Source organism: Candidatus Chloroploca sp. Khr17 (assembly GCF_004138165.1).
Lineage (GTDB): Bacteria > Chloroflexota > Chloroflexia > Chloroflexales > Chloroflexaceae > Chloroploca.
This window is the reverse complement of the sequence record NZ_RYFF01000003.1, coordinates 63,295-80,369: the sequence shown is the minus strand read 5'-3', so window position 1 is coordinate 80,369 and position 17,075 is coordinate 63,295. Positions and strand designations below refer to the sequence as shown.

Annotated in this window: 10 protein-coding genes; 6 read left to right on the top strand and 4 right to left on the bottom strand. The window is 59.3% G+C overall.

The genetic code is table 11. The annotated features are described in order from the left end of the window. Positions 1 to 127: 127 nt before the first annotated feature. From EKD05_RS02850 to EKD05_RS02830, 5 genes are all read left to right on the top strand, one after another. Positions 128 to 835, top strand: coding sequence for a M50 family metallopeptidase (locus EKD05_RS02850; RefSeq protein WP_129670802.1), 708 nt, complete (start codon positions 128 to 130; stop codon positions 833 to 835). A 629-nt stretch (positions 836 to 1,464) separates the two neighbouring features. Beyond that, complete coding sequence (locus EKD05_RS02845) at positions 1,465 to 2,304, top strand: transglutaminase family protein (RefSeq protein WP_129670801.1); 840 nt, start codon at positions 1,465 to 1,467, stop codon at positions 2,302 to 2,304. Between the two features lie 180 nt (positions 2,305 to 2,484). Further along, on the top strand, positions 2,485 to 6,513 hold the full coding sequence (locus EKD05_RS02840; protein ID WP_129670800.1) for a hypothetical protein: 4,029 nt from the start codon (positions 2,485 to 2,487) through the stop codon (positions 6,511 to 6,513). Between the two features lie 141 nt (positions 6,514 to 6,654). Next, positions 6,655 to 7,338, top strand: coding sequence for a hypothetical protein (locus EKD05_RS02835; RefSeq protein WP_129670799.1), 684 nt, complete (start codon positions 6,655 to 6,657; stop codon positions 7,336 to 7,338). Positions 7,339 to 7,359: 21 nt separating this feature from the next. Then, on the top strand, positions 7,360 to 9,144 hold the full coding sequence (locus tag EKD05_RS02830; RefSeq protein ID WP_129670798.1) for a hypothetical protein: 1,785 nt from the start codon (positions 7,360 to 7,362) through the stop codon (positions 9,142 to 9,144). A gap of 593 nt (positions 9,145 to 9,737) precedes the next feature. On the opposite strand, the gene EKD05_RS02825 is transcribed toward EKD05_RS02830, so the two are convergent. Further along, complete coding sequence (locus tag EKD05_RS02825) at positions 9,738 to 12,398, bottom strand: tetratricopeptide repeat protein (RefSeq protein WP_129670797.1); 2,661 nt, start codon at positions 12,396 to 12,398, stop codon at positions 9,738 to 9,740. Between the two features lie 20 nt (positions 12,399 to 12,418). Next, complete coding sequence (locus tag EKD05_RS02820) at positions 12,419 to 13,156, bottom strand: M50 family metallopeptidase (protein WP_129670796.1); 738 nt, start codon at positions 13,154 to 13,156, stop codon at positions 12,419 to 12,421. A gap of 334 nt (positions 13,157 to 13,490) precedes the next feature. Between EKD05_RS02820 and EKD05_RS02815 the strand changes: the two genes are divergently transcribed. Further along, positions 13,491 to 13,919: a hypothetical protein gene (locus EKD05_RS02815; RefSeq protein WP_129670795.1), complete on the top strand. Its 429-nt coding sequence runs from the start codon at positions 13,491 to 13,493 to the stop codon at positions 13,917 to 13,919. 62 nt (positions 13,920 to 13,981) lie between these two features. Here EKD05_RS02815 and EKD05_RS02810 read toward each other — a convergent pair whose 3' ends face one another. Continuing rightward, complete coding sequence (locus EKD05_RS02810; protein WP_205703850.1) at positions 13,982 to 14,695, bottom strand: hypothetical protein; 714 nt, start codon at positions 14,693 to 14,695, stop codon at positions 13,982 to 13,984. A gap of 93 nt (positions 14,696 to 14,788) precedes the next feature. Continuing rightward, a complete protein-coding gene (locus EKD05_RS02805; protein ID WP_129670794.1) occupies positions 14,789 to 16,948 on the bottom strand; it encodes a cache domain-containing protein in 2,160 nt (719 codons plus the stop codon). Between the last annotated feature and the right edge of the window lie 127 nt (positions 16,949 to 17,075).

Here is a 17,075-nt window from a genome sequence, read left to right as displayed (position 1 = left end):
GATGGCGGGCGGCTTCGTCGCGCCATAGGAAACCTGCCCGGTGTGCGCCGCCGCGATCCGTGGGGGAACGGAGCGGTGTCCCGGCGCACACCGGGCAGGTTTGATTGGCGCGAAGGCGCAAAGGTTTATGGCGCTCGACGCGATCATCACAACCTGGAGCCAGCCCGAGGTGCTCACACTTGCGGGGCTCAGCCTGTTGTTGGCGGTGTTATGGCGCGTGCCGATCCTGGGTTGGCTCTTCTATCCGTTGCGTCTGCTCGACACCTTTGTTCACGAGATGAGCCACGGGCTGGCAGCGATCATGACGGGGGGGTGCTTCGAGCGTTTTGTTGTCTACCCAAATCGCGAGGGTCTGGCACATATTCGTGGCGGCACCCGTTTTGTGGTGGTGAGCGCCGGTTATCTTGGCCCTGCGTTGCTCGGCGGAGCCTTGATTCTGCTCTCAGCGACCGACCTTGCTGAACCGACGATCCTGATGGGCCTCGGGATCGGATTGGCCCTGCTCTGCCTGGGTTTTGTGCGCAATCTGTTTGGTTTTGTGGCGGGATTGCTCCTTGCGGCCAGCCTCATTGCCGCCGGATGGTACCTGCCACCCCAACCAGCCTCGTGGCTCTTTCTCTTGCTGATGATGCACCTGCCCTTGACGTCCGCCAACAGCCTCATTGACCTAATACGGCTATCAGCGCGCCGTTCGCCCCGCGAACAACGCACCGACGCCGAGGTGCTCGCCGAAATGACGCACCTTCCGGCGCTGGTCTGGGCGCTGCTTTGGTTTCTCCTCGCCCTGATCATTGTGGTCGTCACCGTGACCGTTGCGTGGTCGGCGGGGGCGTAGGGGCGCAGCAGCGACGGCACCCGCCCGTTCCAACGGAGGGGCCGATGCGCTGCTGCGCCCACGGGCGTGCCTTGCCCCACGGGAGGGCGCAGCAGCGAGGGGGAGGACGTGGCGATCAACAGATGCGTAGGTGCTGCTGCGCCCCTACGTCACCCCCATCCACGCGCATTTGCGCCCCACCACCTGGGTATACTAAAGGTGATCCCGTGCTCGTTCCTGGCGCTGCCTCCGCTGTAGCGGTGTATCCGCGCTGGCGGTGGTTATGCTCCAGCCCGAGTTCGCTTGCTCGCCTCGCGAGGGGGCGGTTCGGCTGGTGCAGGTCGTCGTTAGCAGGAGCAGTGGAATACCATTCCAGCGTCAGGGATGGGCACGGGGTCGGCTCTAGGTGAACCAGATAGATCCGTATCACCAAGTCTGCGCTACATAGGCTATACTAGTAGCAGCGGACAACTACCGACGCAGTGTTGCTGATCGTGCCATTACTGGTGCGCTCAGCTTTTTTTGTTTTTGACGCCTCATACCAATTGGCATTGAGCAAGCCGCATCGGTATTGCTGCCCGAGCGCATGAGAACGCCATGCGCGGCAATCTACAATCCAAAATCTGCAATCTGAAATAGAGTAGGGTGCTATGCACGTCCAGATTGGCTTCGAACTTGTGCTTGAGTCGGGGGCACCAACGCCAACCGTCGCAATAACCCAGCCGCGCTCGACCGAGTGCCAACGCATCCTTGGTCCGTGTCTGACCATCACGCCAGAGATGCCGCTGCACACCTACAACGATAGCTTTGGGAACATTGGTTGGCGCTGGACGGCGCCCCAGGGGATGCAGCGCATTCACTACGATGCTATCGCCGAGGTCTCGCCCCTGGCCGACCCGGTTCTGCCCGATCTGCCTGGCACGCCGGTTGACCAGCTTCCCGATGCGGTGCTGCTCTATACGCTGCCCAGTCGCTACTGCCCCTCTGACATGGTGCTCAACGATGCGTGGCAGCTCTTTGGTGGCGTGCCGGACGGTTGGCCCCGCGTGCAGGCGATCTGCGACTGGGCGTACCACAGTGTTGCCTACGTCGCGGGGAGCAGCACCGGGACGACCTCGGGCTATGATGTCTATCAGAGCCGCAGGGGCGTCTGCCGCGACTTTGCCCATCTTGGCGTGATGTTCTGCCGGGCCTTGAGCATCCCGGCCCGCTATGTCTGCGGCTACCTCCCCGATATCAACGTGCCGGTGAACCCTGAGCCCATGGACTTTCACGCCTGGTTCGAGGCCTACCTTGGCGGGGCGTGGCGCACCTTCGATGCGCGCCATAATCAACCGCGCATCGGTCGTGTGGTGATCGCCCATGGCCGTGATGCTGTCGATACGGCCATTCTGACCAGCTATGGCGCGAGCATCCTGACGGGTATGACAGTCTGGGCCAACGAGCAGCCTGACCTTACGCTGCTCGGCGAGCAGAAGGCCCAGCAATGAGTCGGAGGGGCGCAGCAGCCCATTGGCCCCTCCGTTCAGAACCGGCGGGTGTCATCACTGCTGCGCCCCTCCGCAATGCGTGCGGTTTTGGTAGAAAATGTCAAGTCATGCGTGCCCTAGTAGGTTACAGTCAACCTTACTCAGCTTTGTGGGTTGCCGTGTAATTTACAGGAGGGGCATATGGCGCGTCGGCATGCTGCGTTGTTGGTTTTGGTCGCTGTTCTGTTCGCAGGTTTGCTCCCTACACATACGCCACTTCCCTTGGCTCAGCCTCAGGCCCGTGCTGCCGACCTCGCGGCGCTGCCAGCCCCGATCCCGGGCGCACCTTCGCCAAGTATGGCGCTCTCGGTCGCTTCGGGCTACGCCGAGCAGCCTATCATTGTCACTGGTGAAGGTGTACCAGGCTTGCCTGGTGTGCGGGTCGTCTGGTTGCTCGAGGGGGCCACTTATGCAGCGGCGGTCGTTGCGACCGACCCTGAGGGCCGCTACGAGGCTGCCATTCAGGTGCCACCTGAAGCCGGGGTTGGCGCAGCGCAGCTTTGTGTTGCCGCCACGGGGAGTGAACAGGCCGCGTTTGCCTGTGCTGATTTTACGGTCGAGTCGCCTCCTCCTGCTAGGCTCGATTTCATTCTGCCTGCTGATATGTTCCCTTCGGGAGCAATGCTTCAGCAAGAGGAAGAAGCGACGTTTCGGTTGCTTGATATGGCTGGCAATACGGTTGCGAGTGCGCTTGTGCAACCTGATGGACGGGTGCAGATCGCCAATATACCTCCAGGGGTCTATCAGCCGATCCTGAGTGGTAGTGTCTATCGGCTGAGTGAGTATCAGGTGCTCGATCTGGGGCCGGCGGAACAGATGACGACCGTGTCGCCGCTCTCGCCTTTGGTTCAACGGGTTGATCCGGTGACCAGAGAGTTCTGCGATAACAATGATGCGCTGGTCGCCTCAATTGGCGCACTCTTTTCCAATGAGGGACGTTTTACGCCGCCATCGGCTGGGAGTGGCGCCTCGGCGTCAACGACACGGGCTGGCTTGATGGCCGCTCGTGCAACCTACTATGGCCCTAATCCTTTCTATAATCCAACGAATACGCAGGCGCAACAGCCCCAACTTGGCTGGTATGTGAGCGGGGTCAGTGCGCCCAATCAGTTCCAGGCCAGGATCCAATCTCGGTTTGGCAATAGTGTGCAGCAGGTCGAAGTCTGGCGTCGCGATGCGACCAGCAGCCAATTCGCGAAAGTTGCCGATGTGGCGCGGATCAATCATCGTTTTACTTACAACATGGATGTGGGCACCCTTCCGGTGGGTGCCTCAGAGTTGGCGTTTGTGCCAGTGGTCAATGGAGAGCGGCAGTGTAGCCGTCGTGTTACGCTCAATGTGGCGATGGATCCACTTGCCGGGCTCTTTGCCGATACAAGAACGCGTTGGAATTCCGATGGTTACTATGAATTCGAGGGTGTGTTACCAAAGGTTCCTGGCTTGCCGGTTGAGCTTCCCCTTGATGTTGAGTACCTAGGCGACCTTGGCACTCGGATGAGCGCCGGTCTTCGCATACGGGGCTTTCTCGAACTCAATCAGGTGATGACGATTGATGTGCTTGATGCTGAGTTGCTGGCAAAGATTGTTGGTCAAAATCTGCTCAACAAGCGCCAACAACTTGCCCCTTCAGGAACGCGTTTTGATCCGCATAATCCAAGGAGTCTGTCGATCCCGGTTGATCTTGGGACCCTGGTGTCCGTGCAACAAGAGATTACTTTTTTTCGGGGCACGATCTTCTCGTGGTTTGGGATTTTCAATCTCAATGGTGCCGTCGGGGCACGCTTTGGGGCTGGCCTCGCCTTCCGTGCGGTGGTCTATCCGCTGCAGCCACGCTTTGATGCAACGCTCAGTGCCGGTGGCTTTGTTGGGGGTTGGCTCGAATTTTCGGCTGATCTGCTGGGCGGTTTGGTTGAAGGTGGTGTTCGTGGGGGGCTTGATGCCATCATCAATTTGCCGCTTGGGGTAGATGTTGGTTCGCCTACCGTGAATGCCGATCCACAAATCAATGTTGGTCTGCGTACGCCTTGTTTCCGCCTCTTTGGCTACATGCAGCCGTATGCTTCGGCGGTTTGGGGTTTGTTCAAGAAGCGTTTCAAACCAATCACGCTCTTTGATGTGCGCGAGCCGCCCTCGTGTAGTTCAATCACGCCACAGGCGACGGTCAGTCAGATCGAGCAAGACGAGGCGACCTTGCCCCGTGTATTGGCGCAGACAACGCTTGCCGCAGGTGCCGATGGGCGCATGCTGGCCTTGGCGATTGAGGACGCCACGCCAGAGGCTGAGGCTGCTTCGCCGCAGCTTGTGGCCCGAGCCTGGGAGGTTGCGACCGAAACCTGGGGCCCACCCGTGGCACTGACTGATGGGGCCAATCTGGTTGATCGTCCGGCTGTGGCATTTTATGGCGATGGCACACAGGCAATGGCGGTATGGGCGCAGATAGGGTTAGATGAGGCTTCGTCGGTTGCCCAAGAAGAGACGCCGCTCGCTCAGTTGCGCACCTTTGAACTCTATGCAGCCACCTGGGATGGTACAGCGTGGGGCACCCCTGAGCGCCTGACCGAAGACGATGTGCCCGACGGACGCCCCAGTCTTGCTGGTGGCGTCACTGGCTTGACCCTCGCCTGGGTACGCGATCTCGATGGCGATGCGTCAACGCCCGATACGCGCATTGCCGTACGCGAATGGGCCAATGGCAGCTGGACACCGCTCGCGCTGCTTGGCAACGGAGGGCGCAATATCCAGGTGAGTGTGGCCCGCGTTGAGCGTGGTTGCCCCGCTGGATGTCTTTTCTATCAAAGTCGTGCGGCCCTCGCCTGGACAAACGACGAAGATGAGTCTGACGCCACGATCAGCGACCGTACGCTACGCCTGGCGACACGCATTCCTGGCAGTGATGCTGATTGGCAAATGGTCGCAACCCCAAACAATACGCCTTTTGGGGTGGATATGCCGACCGTGGCGATTAGCGATGACGCCAATGGCGCTCCGCTCGCGCAACTCAATGTCGCCTTCACCGAACTGCCCATCGATGAGTCTGGACAACCAATCCATGTGAGCGATCTGGCGGTGCTCTGGGCCGGCTATGTGGCTGATGTGGGTGCCGAAGGGTGGCAAGGCGAAGCGCGTGAGTTGCTGGAGGATGGCAGCGAGATCCGTGCGCAGCGACCGCTGATCCAGACGGGACCTTTGGGCGAAACGCTCCTGCTTTTTCGCCGCTTTGGCGCTGGCAGTACGACGGCAACGCTTGGGCAACTTGCCCTCACGCGCCTCACGCTTGCTGCGAGTGGAGAGGTGAACTACACGGTGCCTGCGTATCTGAGTAACGGCTATCGCCAGCATTGGCAGCATAGCATGGCGATCAATAGCACTGGGACAATGATGCTGCTTGCCGAGCGCCGGGTGTATGCGCGAAGCGAAGCCGACGAAGCTGAACTGCGTAAAACAATGGCTGATATCCCCACGGTAGCTCGTCTGGCGACCCTTGATGGCGCCGATGGTTTGGTTTGGGCACAGATACCAAGCGCAGCTGACCCAGCCTTGGCGCCAGAACTGGAGTTGAGTCAAGCGCATGCCCCATTTGGGATGAATGTTGTGATAACGGCAACGCTACGCAACCTTGGGCGCGAGCCCATTGGCCCAGGGGGTCTTGTCAAGCTCTACGCAGGTACACCCGAAGCCCCTACGTTGCGCGACAGTGTTGCCCTGCCTGAACTAGGCTTGAACGAGGACAGCCTGTTAACCTTCACCCTGCTCGCCGATGGCACGCTCCAACCGATCTTCGCCGAGATAAGCAGCGCAACAGACCACGATACGAGCAACAATCTCGCCTTTGCCGAACTGGGCACACCGGAAGCCCCGGAAATCATCAGCGCCATTCCTACCGAATTGTGGCCGAATGCCGTGGAAGTAGGCCTGGCTGGCCCGCCATTACCCGGACTCGAGGGTTATCGCATCTATCGACGCACCTCCGCGATGACCGAAGTTGAACTGGTCGGTGAAACGACGGGTGCGTACTACCATGACCTTTTGCTCGAGCGCGAAGAGACCTATTGCTACACAGCACGTAGTTTTGATGCTACTGGCCTGCTCTCGCCACCGAGTGCTGAGCGCTGTGTTACTACCCCTGCTGCGATTCGCTATGCAACCTGGTTGCCGTTGATCCAACGGTGATCGCCAAGCAGTTGGCACGCATGTAACATGTTCTTGTCCGTCAATTTGATGCTCTGCTGGCAGATGACGCTTGCAAACAGCGCTGTCCAGCAGAGCAAATCCTTCTGGAGGCGCAGAATCCCAGGCTGGAAAGGAACATTTATGCGACGCTCTATCGGCTTTATCATTGTGTTGCTCCTGCTCAACAGTAGTGGCATGCGAGCCACCACTCCTACCTTCGCCTTGCCGAGACTGACTCAGGTGCCCGTTGCTGATCCGGCTCCCGACAGTGCGCTGGCGCAGACTGCGGCCCATCCCCGGCTTTGGTTGACGCCTGCGGAGGTAATCAGGCTACGTAGTCTAGCGGTGCCGAGCAATCCCATCTATGCCGAAGGCTTAGAACCGTTGGTAGCGAGTGCGGTAGCCGATATGGATGAGGGTCGTGTTCCAGATGAGGATTGCGGGCAGCGTGCATATACCGAGTATCCCACCGAAGCGTACGCTGAATTGTTTGCCTTTATGGCGCTCATTCACCCTGATGCGGATGCCCGTACCGATTATGCTGGACGTGCCCGCACCTTGTTGATGCATATTATGGACGCGGCTGCCCAAGGGCCAGCTACCATGCGTGACTATGCTTGCCCAGGCGACGAATCGGGGCCGATCTACTATCCCCCCTTTCGCGATCCGGCATTTTTTACCGAAGATTCTGATCGTCCACGTTGGCATGGCGAAGCCTTTGCCCTGACCGTCGACTGGATCTATCCTGTTTTAAGTGCTGCCGACAAAGCGACGATCCGTACGGTCTTTACCCGTTGGGGCCAGGAGATCATTGATGCGGGCTAGCACCATCCCGAACCCATCGGCATGGTGCGTGACCCACAATTGCTTACCGATCGTGCTCAGGTACGTTGGGCGGGCAATAACTATTTTGCTGCGCATATGCGGAATCTTGGCTTGCTTGCCATGGCACTTGACCCGGAAGACTCGAGCCCGCTGCTTCAGGGCTACCTTGATAATGCCACAGGTGCCTGGCTCTATCTCTTTGATGAAGCGACGCGCAGTGATGCACGCGGCGGCCTTTTGCCCGAGGGATTTGAATACAGCCCTCAGACGGCCAGTTATGCCCTGCAGTTTTTGCTTGCCTTGCGCACCGCCGGTGAGGACGATGCCTCTGTGCATGGGTTGCATGTCCGCTTGGACGAGAATCCTTTCTGGGATGCGTTTGTGACGGCTTATTTGCATGCGCTGAGTCCTGCTACGGTTGAGCAAGAGGGTGTAGGGCCGGTGTACCAGCCTGCCTGGTATGGCGACGCTCAGCGTTATCATCTGACTGATTTTATTGATGCTTTTGGTGCCTTGGCCGCCTATGATCGTCTGGATCAGAATACGCGTCGCTTCGAAACGGTGCGTTGGATACAGACCCATACAGCACCGGGCGGGGCTGCTAACCTGCTCGAGCGCATCCGCCGTCCTGACTCTGCGCGCCAGGCGATCCTCTATTTTATGCTGTTTGATCCCGCTGACGTGCCACCAGTTGACCCGCGCTCAGCGCTGGCGCCCAATTTTGTTGCGTCGGGCCCGCAGCGCCTCTTCAGCCGTACCAGCTGGGACACTGATGCCGCTTGGTTGATCTATGCGCTGCCGTGGAATGCGATTGACCACCAGCATGCCGAGGGCAACCACTTCGAGTTTTATCGCAATGGCGAATGGCTGACCAAGGCGCGCATTGGCTATGCTAATATCGCTGAAGGTATCGCTAGTTCCGAGTTTCGCAACAGCGTTGCGATCCAGAATGCCCGCCCTGTTGATCGTGACGATGACGATTGGCGGATCGATTTGTGGCGACGCGGCTCGCAGTGGAACCTGGTAGCAAGCGGCGACCCAGGGCCGTTGCAACATAGTTTTGGCTCTGGGTATACCTATGCCGCCGGTGATGCGACTAATCTCTACAATACGGTGTCGGAAGGCGCTACTGAGGTTATCCACGCCAGTCGGGAACTGATCTGGCTTCAGCCGGATCGCATTATTGTCTATGACCGTGCTGAAGCGCCCGTTGGCCGCTTCAAGCGTTTCTGGATCCAGTTGCCACAGCCAGCCACGATTGAGGATCTACGCGCAACGATGACCACGAGTCGAGGCCAGCAACTCTTTCTCACCACGCTCCTGCCTGAGGATGCGACGATGCGGCTGGTCGATCCAGCCGAAGACAATGTAGGTGATACCGTTGCCACTGATGAGCCGATGACCCAGCGCATCGTGGTGACGGCTCCTGATGCGGCCAGTGTACGCTTTTTGCATGTGTTGGAAGGGGCCGATGGTGGGGCCTCGGCCACTGAGGCAACGCTGCTGCAGAGCAACTCGGGCACCCCTTACGAAGGAGTCGTGGTGGGTGCTGTGGCAGTTCTCTTTCCTGTTACCGCAGGTCAATCTTTTGCGAGCCTTCGTTATACGGTGCCGGCGACGATCCAGGAACACTTGATCACAGGCTTGATGCCAGGTGGCGCGTATCAGGCCACCTTGACCGTCGTGACCGCTGATCAGGTGGACGTGCAGATTCGCGTGGGTGGCGCGTTGCGTGCTGACGCCGGCGGCGTCTTGCATTTAGATACGGCCCGGCCAGCGTACCGGCTCTATCTGCCCTTGATCTAGGGTTAATACCTTGATCTTCCTTGCGGTGATCCTTGATCAGCAAGGCAAGACAAAGCAAGACCTCACAGGTCTGGACGAGACGTCACCGGGCGGGAAGACCTGTGAGGTCTCGTCCTTGCGGTGATCCTTGATCAGCACGGCAAGACAAAGCAAGACCTCACAGGTCTGGACGAGACGTCACCGGGCGAGAAGACCTGTGAGGTCTCTTCTTTGCAGTGATCCTTGATCAGCACGGCAAGACAAAGCAAGACCTCACAGGTCTGGACGAGACGTCACCGGGCGAGAAGACCTGTGAGGTCTCTTCTTTGCAGTGATCCTTGATCGGCACGGCGAGACAAGGCCAGACCTCACAGGTCTGGACGAGACGTCACCGGGGCGAGAAGACCTGTGAGGTCTCTTCTTTGCAGTGATCCTTGATCGGCACGGCGAGACAAGGCCAGACCTCACAGGTCTGGACGAGACGTCACCGGGGCGAGAAGACCTGTGAGGTCTCTTCTTTGCGGTGATCCTTGATCGGCAAGGCGAGACAAGGCCAGACCTCACAGGTCGGCGCGTTGGCCTTGGGACGCCAGCATCAAGACCGGTGAGGTCGCTCAGCGCGGCGTAACAATAGAGAGGGCGAGGGTGACCGCACGCGCTGGCGAAAGTTGCGTGCCTTCGTCCCATGCGGCGGCCCATGCGGCTGCCTCGCTGTGGGTACGGGCAAGTTCTAGGGTGTACTCATAGCGTGGTTGGTCGGCAAGCGGAATTGGCACACCGGTGGACGCACGGATGGTGGCGGCACAGCCAAGCAACCGGCTTGCGACTAATGGTTGATGCACGGCAGCGCAACCGGCTAATCCTTCAAGCCCGCTCGCAATGCCATGTTGAAAATCAAGCCCATGAGCAAGCATCAGGCACTGCCGAAAATGTTCAATTGCGGTAGGGATAACGCCGGCTAGAAGTTCGACATCGCCAAGGCGTCCGTGGGTTGTACTGATCATCTGTTGGTCGCCAATCGTTTGGAACTCCGCGAGGGCAAGGTGCAAGCGTTGCCGGGCGGTGGCAAAGTCGCCCGCGTCAGCAGCAAGATCGCCCAGGTTTAACTCGGCGACGGCGACGCTCCACGTATCTCCGAGTTCGCGGAAAAGGGCCTGGCTCTGGGTCAAGGTTGCGATGGCTTGCCCAGGATCAGCCAGATCACGATAAATCACGCCGATGCCCAGACTCACGAGCGCCAAGCCAGAGGTGTCTCCGATCTGTTGGTAGATGCGCAAACACTCTTGATAAAGGCTCAAAGCTTGCGCGCTCTCGTTCAACTGATTGTACAAGTTCGCCAGGTTGTGCAAGACGCCAACCGTTTCGACGGGGGTGCCGAGCGTGCGATAAAGCGCGAGACTCTGCTCATAACACACCTGCGAAGCCCCCGTATCGCCACGATCAAAGCTGATCAAGCCAAGATGCATCAGGGCTCGCGCCTGGCCCGTCGTATTGTTGATCCGCTGGTGGATGAGCACAGCATCACGGCTGAAGCTTGCGGCCTGGTAGTAATCGCCCTGACGCCAGGCCAGTATGCCCGCATCATCGAGCGCGGTGGCGCGTAGCTGCTGCTCAAACTGACTTTGTCCGGTGCGCGCCACTTGCAAGAAATGCTCAATCCAGCTTCGCCCTTCGCGCAGGTACCCGCGGGTATACCAGAAAACCCGCAACGCACTCGCTAGGCGCAGACCAGATTCGTGTTTGCCTGAGTCGAGCGCATACCGTAGTGCGGCACGGATGAGCTCGTGTTCCGCTTCAAGCCGCGCGATCCAATCGGCGAGCCCTGCGCTGTAGTTCATTTCTTGACGAGCCTGTTCAGCCAGTTCCAGACAAGAGGACAAGAGCCGTTGCTGCACAAGATCGCTCTCACCTCGTTCGGTCAGGCGCACGTGGGCAAACTCTCGCACCATCGTTAGCAGGTGCAGGCGTCCTGTATCGCGCACCATCTCGCGCTGAAGCAAGCTATGGTCAAGCAATAATTCCAGGTGCTCGAAGAGCGCCGCCCGTCCTCTATCCTCCAGATCACAGACGGCACAAGCGGTATCGGTACGCCACGAGCCAGGCAAAATACTCAGCCGGGCAAAGGTGACCTGGGCTGCCTGGGGCAACTGCGCATAGCTCCAGTCGAGCGCCGCCGTCAGGGTCTGATGGCGTGGCGGTATATCGTGGCCGTGTCGGCGCAGTTGCATAAAATGTTGCGTAATTTCGGTTAGCAATGCTTGTGGCCCAAGGAGCCGTCCACGGGCTGCGATCAACTCGATTGCCAGGGGCAACCCATCAGTGCGCACACAGATGGCGGCAAGGGGGAGGGCGTTGGTTTCCTTCAGCAGGAACTCAGGCGCAACGGTACGCAAACGGGAGAGCAGCAATGCCATTGACTCGATCTGTGTCAGGGTCGCAAGTGGCGGCAAATTGGCGAGATCAGGCACAGCGAGCGGTTCAAGTGCAAAGCGATGTTCAACCTGGAGGTGCAACGCAACCCTGCTCGTGACCAGAAGGTGGAGTCCTGCTGCGCTCAACAGAAGTTCGCCCAGCAGTGGTGCTGCTTCACGCACTTGCTCGAAATTATCAAGGATGACCAGGACGTGACGCCTCTGCAAGGCATGAATCACCGATGCACGGAGATCACCCGACTCGTCGGTTGGCAGATCAAGTGCGCGTGCGAGGGTTGGCAAAACAAGTTCGGCCTCATTCATCGGGCTGAGGTCAACAAAATAGACCCCATCGGAAAAATGCATGGAGAGGTCGTGCGCTATCTGGAGGGCCAAGTGGGTCTTGCCGACACCGGCAGTACCGAGCAGGGTGACAAGGCGCACGTTCGGATCGCCCAAGAGGAGCCGCAGCGCTTGACGCTCGTGGGTTCGCCCAATGAGCGTTGTTGTTGGCAGAGGGAGCGTAGGCCGGTTGAACTCCGGCATGGGCGCGTCTTCGAGCGCCAGCACGGGCCTGGCTACTTGTTCACCATCAACCCTTCGTGCTTCATCGGCCAGACGTAAAAGGTCGTGCGCATCGGCGGAGTATGCTTCGAGGCCCAACGCAGGAAAAAAGAGCGCAACGAGGATACTCAGATCAGGCGGGCGACGGCCCATTTCAAGGCGCGAAATCTGCGCGTCACTATAGCCTACGGCCCGCCCCAGCTCGGCTTGGGTTAGCCGGGCGCGGCGACGCAGGAGGCGTAGTTGTGTGCCAAAGGTTGTTCCTGCCGAAACATCTATTGCAACGTGTCGGTGAGGCATAACGTTATTTTACTCCAACGTCAGGGATTGGTACGGGGTCGGATCCAGGTGTACCAAAAGGCGCTCCCGAGGGCCGCAAGCGCGATGATGACCCAGAGGATCGCCCAGAATGCCGCAGGAAGAAAGGTGATCTGCGCCATCGCATGCGCGTCCGTCATGCCTGTCATACCCGTGCTGGTGCTGAGCTGAAAGAGCACGCGCAGGTCACTCAGGGCACTCAGGCCGATCCAAAAGGCGAGCAGGTTCAACAGACCAAGCGCCCACGGAACGGTCGCTTTCCAGGCAACCCCGAGCAGCACCGCCCCCAACGCCAGCCCTGCGCCCAGCGTCAAAAGCCCGCTCAAGATATGGACGCTAAAGACCGACGGCAAGGCGTAGCGCACGGTCAGCAGAACAAGCACCGCGCCAATGATGCCGAGGGCGATCCGACTTGCCCGTGGGCTCCGCCCGACTATGATCAGCACCGCCCCAAAAAAGGCGGTCCCAAGATAGCCAGCGGGAATGATCAACCACGGGATACCGCCGGCGGTGTAGGCCAGGCCTGAGCCATCAGGAAAGACCACAAAGCGCACAAAGGCCCCACCGGTGAGCAAGGCAGCAAGCCCGTGGCCCAACTCGTGAACAATCGTCGTCAACAACCGAAACGGAAACGCCAGCGGGCCAAGCCAGCCCAGGGCAAACGCGCCGACCGCAGCCAGCAGCGGGATCGTGCTCGATGGACGAGCAACTGACGGTGGTTGCATACCAGATGCTTGCATAGCTTCTTCCTTGAGCGAACCTGTAGGCACGCCTTCATGATATAACAAAGACGCCGTGCATCACAAGGATGTTGCAGGCTCTATCCCTTGCCAAAAGGTATGCGCATCAGATAAACTATGCTCATCTGATGCGGTCGCAACAACCTTTGCGCCTTTCCGCCTTTGCGTCAAATCATCGGGAAACTTCGTTGGCAACCCCCTACCCAAGACAATGCAACCAGAAACATTTAATCCTGGTGCCGCCAACGCGGCCCTCCAAGCCGGTTTTCACTTCACCCCTGCTGATCTACGAGCGAATCAGCAGGGGCGCATCACCGAGCGCCAAGAAAGACGCATGCGTGAGCAACATCAGGATACGATCCGCCTCACGCGAGAATTCTTTAGCTTCATTATGATCATCGGCTACCTTGGTAGTGGCGCGGCCGCCCTCACCGAAGGGCTTTCGCTCCTTGAGATGTGGGGATGGGTCAGCTTCGGCTTCCTCTGCTTCTCCGGCTTTGCCTGGGCGATCATCTTCTTTGACCGACGGCAACTCGAGCGCACGCTTCGCGACGGCGACCTGGCCCAGATCCGTGGCTCACTGCGCCTCGTCATGCGCCAGAACAAAACACCAAGCTACTATTTCTCTGTCGGTGCCCACGAGTTTTCGATCGATCACGCCGCCTACACCCGCCTGAAGCGCGGCAACCTTGACGGACAACAAGCGCTTGTCTACTACACCAGACGCTGGCGCTGGGTGCTTTCGGCAGCCATCGAGGGGTAAACCTCGCGCTTGAAGCGGTCGTTTCGTTACTCCAGAACATCCGGCGTCGCTGGTGTTTTGGATCAACGAGGCAACGGTGCCTGCGGCGCGTCCTTGAGCAATGCTTCGCCCTTGATCATCCACGAAACCCCGAAGGACAGAATGGCACATGCCTCAAGCCAGAAGACCGGGGCAAGCGGCGTGATCGGGCTATCCTCGGGCAACACGCCAACGCCCGCGATCGCCACAAGGCAACCAATGATGAGATAGCCACAGATCGTATAGACCTCGTTACGGCGCTCTTTTGCCCGCGTAGGCGTGCCCGCACCAGTCTGGCGAAAGAGCCCCAGGCAGAAGTAGGCCAGCGTAGCGAAGAAGATCGCCGCCGCGCCTAGATGCAACGCCCCGAGTACCTGCTCGACCCTCGTCGGTTCAACTTCGGGCGTCGTAGGGAAAAACGCCACCCCCAGCGCGGCAAACCCGGCGACATTGCCCGCGGCATTGTCACGCCAATCGTAGCCCTGATACGCCCAGAGAAAGACCGCAATCGCACAGAGGCTGCCGACGAACACATCGCGCATGGGGGTATGGTAATACGCACTGATCGACCCTTGCAGCTGAGGTTCCTGCAGAAACATATTGCCCAGCGCCAGCACAAAAGGCAACAAAATACCGATCACCCCCACCGCCTTGCGCAGCGTCAGATACGAAATCAGCAACGGACTCTCATGCGCCGGTATCCGCTCGAGATACGAACGCAAAAGCAGCGTATCATGATCGTGCAACTCAGGTTTCATCGCCCTCCTCGATACAGCTGGTTCTTGTGGCGCGAGAAGCCAGCAAAGCTGGCTTCTCGCGCCACAAGAACCATCGTATTTAGGGCGTCAGCCCTAAACAAAAATAACCAGCGTCGAAACAAGCATCGCAAACGCACAGAACGGCCAATAGAGCAACTTGGGCAACAGGTGATCGCCGTAGGTGATCAGCGGCAGGTTTGGCGCTCGCACCAACAAAAAGGCATCGAAAATCACCGCAACAACGATTAGATAGAGCAGCAAATAGAGGTGTTCGAGATAGGTGATGCCAATCGCGGCCACATTTTCACGCAACGCGGTATGCGCGAGCGCAATGACGAAGAAGAGGGCTGCCGCATAGCTAAGCGCCGCCACGAGATCTTGACGATCACTGATCTGGCGATCCGACATGAGAAACGCAAACACCAGTACCAGTGTCACCATCCCGGGGAGCAAATAGGCAATGAAGGGGCCAACCACCTGGCGCTGCAGCGTCAGCGTAAAGAAGAGCTCGGGCGGGGGGAGACGGTCAGCCCGCCGACTAAGGCCCAGGCTCGCGCCCTCGTGCCCTTCACGCAGCGTAAAATAACTATTTTCGAGTTCCCACTGGTTCAGCCAGATCGCCTCGCCAACCCCCGGCAGGGCCGAAGGGCGCAGCAACGGATAGGCCTCGAGGTCAGGGGTCAGCATGACATTCTCATCGAGCTCGGCAGGCTGCAACCAGACCTCAACCGCGCGGGTATCAAAGGGGAAGCGCAGCGGATCAAAGCGTTGCTGCAACACAATGCCAACCCGCCAGACAATCAATTCGCCATCGCCCTCGCGCACCCGTGCCGCCTCCTCAATCGGCAGCAACTCCCCAATCGTCTGGGACAACGCAAACCCGCGTTCAACCTCTTCAGGGATCGTATCGGCATACCGCTGCCAGATGAGCGCATTGATCGTCACCGTTGTCGGCGTCGGAAACTGCAACGCCGTCAGCTCAATCCCGGTCGGCACCACAAAAGGCTGCTCATCGCCATGCAGACCCTCGCGATAGCGCTCAACCATCCGCTCGACCGTCGCAGGGCTTGTCAAGGCCAGGCTCGCCTGGTCACGGGTGAGCGCACTAAGCCGCCAGGTCAACCCGATCAACCCGACACAGACCCCGGTAAAGACGAGCGCCAACAGCCAGAGTTCGCGCCGCCCCCCGTGTTCTACCCGCACCACGAGAGCAGTCAGCAGCACCATGAGACCACCCAAGGTCAGCCCAAGAGCCACGAGATTGCGCAGCGTCGCCTCGGCGGGGGGGGCCATATCAGCGGCATCGATCACCACGCCAACCACCCCGCCATTCGACTCGAGTGGTACCAGAAAAAACCAGGCCTCGCGGCCAGTCACGGCATCAGGCTGCGCAAGTTCAACCATCTCACCGGCGAGCGCACGACGAACTGCGGCCTGCACCGCCGCATCATAGCCACTCGCCGGGTCAAAGATCGAACGGCGGGCCACAAAGCGGATGTCGGGATGGCTCAAAAACGTCCCGTCAGCCGTCACAATAAACCCATAGCCACGCCCCCCGAGCTCAAGGTTTGCCATCAACCGCCGCATGCCCTGGGTCGAAAAATCGACCGTCACAAGGCCGGCAGGCGCAGGATCAGCGGGATCAAGCCGCGCAAACGGCGTCCCATACTCAATCAACACCTTGGCTGCGCCCGTCGCCAGAAATGGTTCACTCCACTGCGCACCCTCACGGATCGGATCATAGTACCAACCCGTCGCCGGAGCACCGAGATCATCCTGAGGCGGCAGCGTATAATCATAGGTCGCGCCCTCAAGCAGACCAAGGCCCTGATTCGCATCACGAAACGCATAGACCTGCGTCAAACGGAGGTTCGGATCGCACGCAAAGGGCTCACAGGTCACCGCAACCCCATCGAGCTCAGGTTCAGCAGCGAGGAGCGCTTGGAGACGTTCAGGTACCTCGGCATAGGCAAGCGACCCCGCAGCGAGATCGTCACCGATCGCAACCGCAAGGGTCTGCGCACGGAGCAACGCCACATCAATCGTCGTCGCCGCCGCCTGCGCCTCAGTGCGTGCCGTCTCTAGGGCCAGGGCACTCACTTGCGCCCGCACCACGAGAAAACGGATCGCCAGGAAAAGCGCCAACAAAACCAGGACAACCGTACTAACGAGCAACACCCAACGCACCCGCCGAGCCACCCCGGGGTCTTTCGACGGCGACACCTCAAACTGACCGGGCTGCACACGAAACATTGCGCACCCTCATCAACAACCAACCGCTTCAGCAAAAGGAACTGCTAGAGTATACCATTGCCTGGAGGCGGGCGTGTGGGGATGAGGGGCGAGGGAAAGAACCCGTGGGTGTGCTGGCGAAAACGTC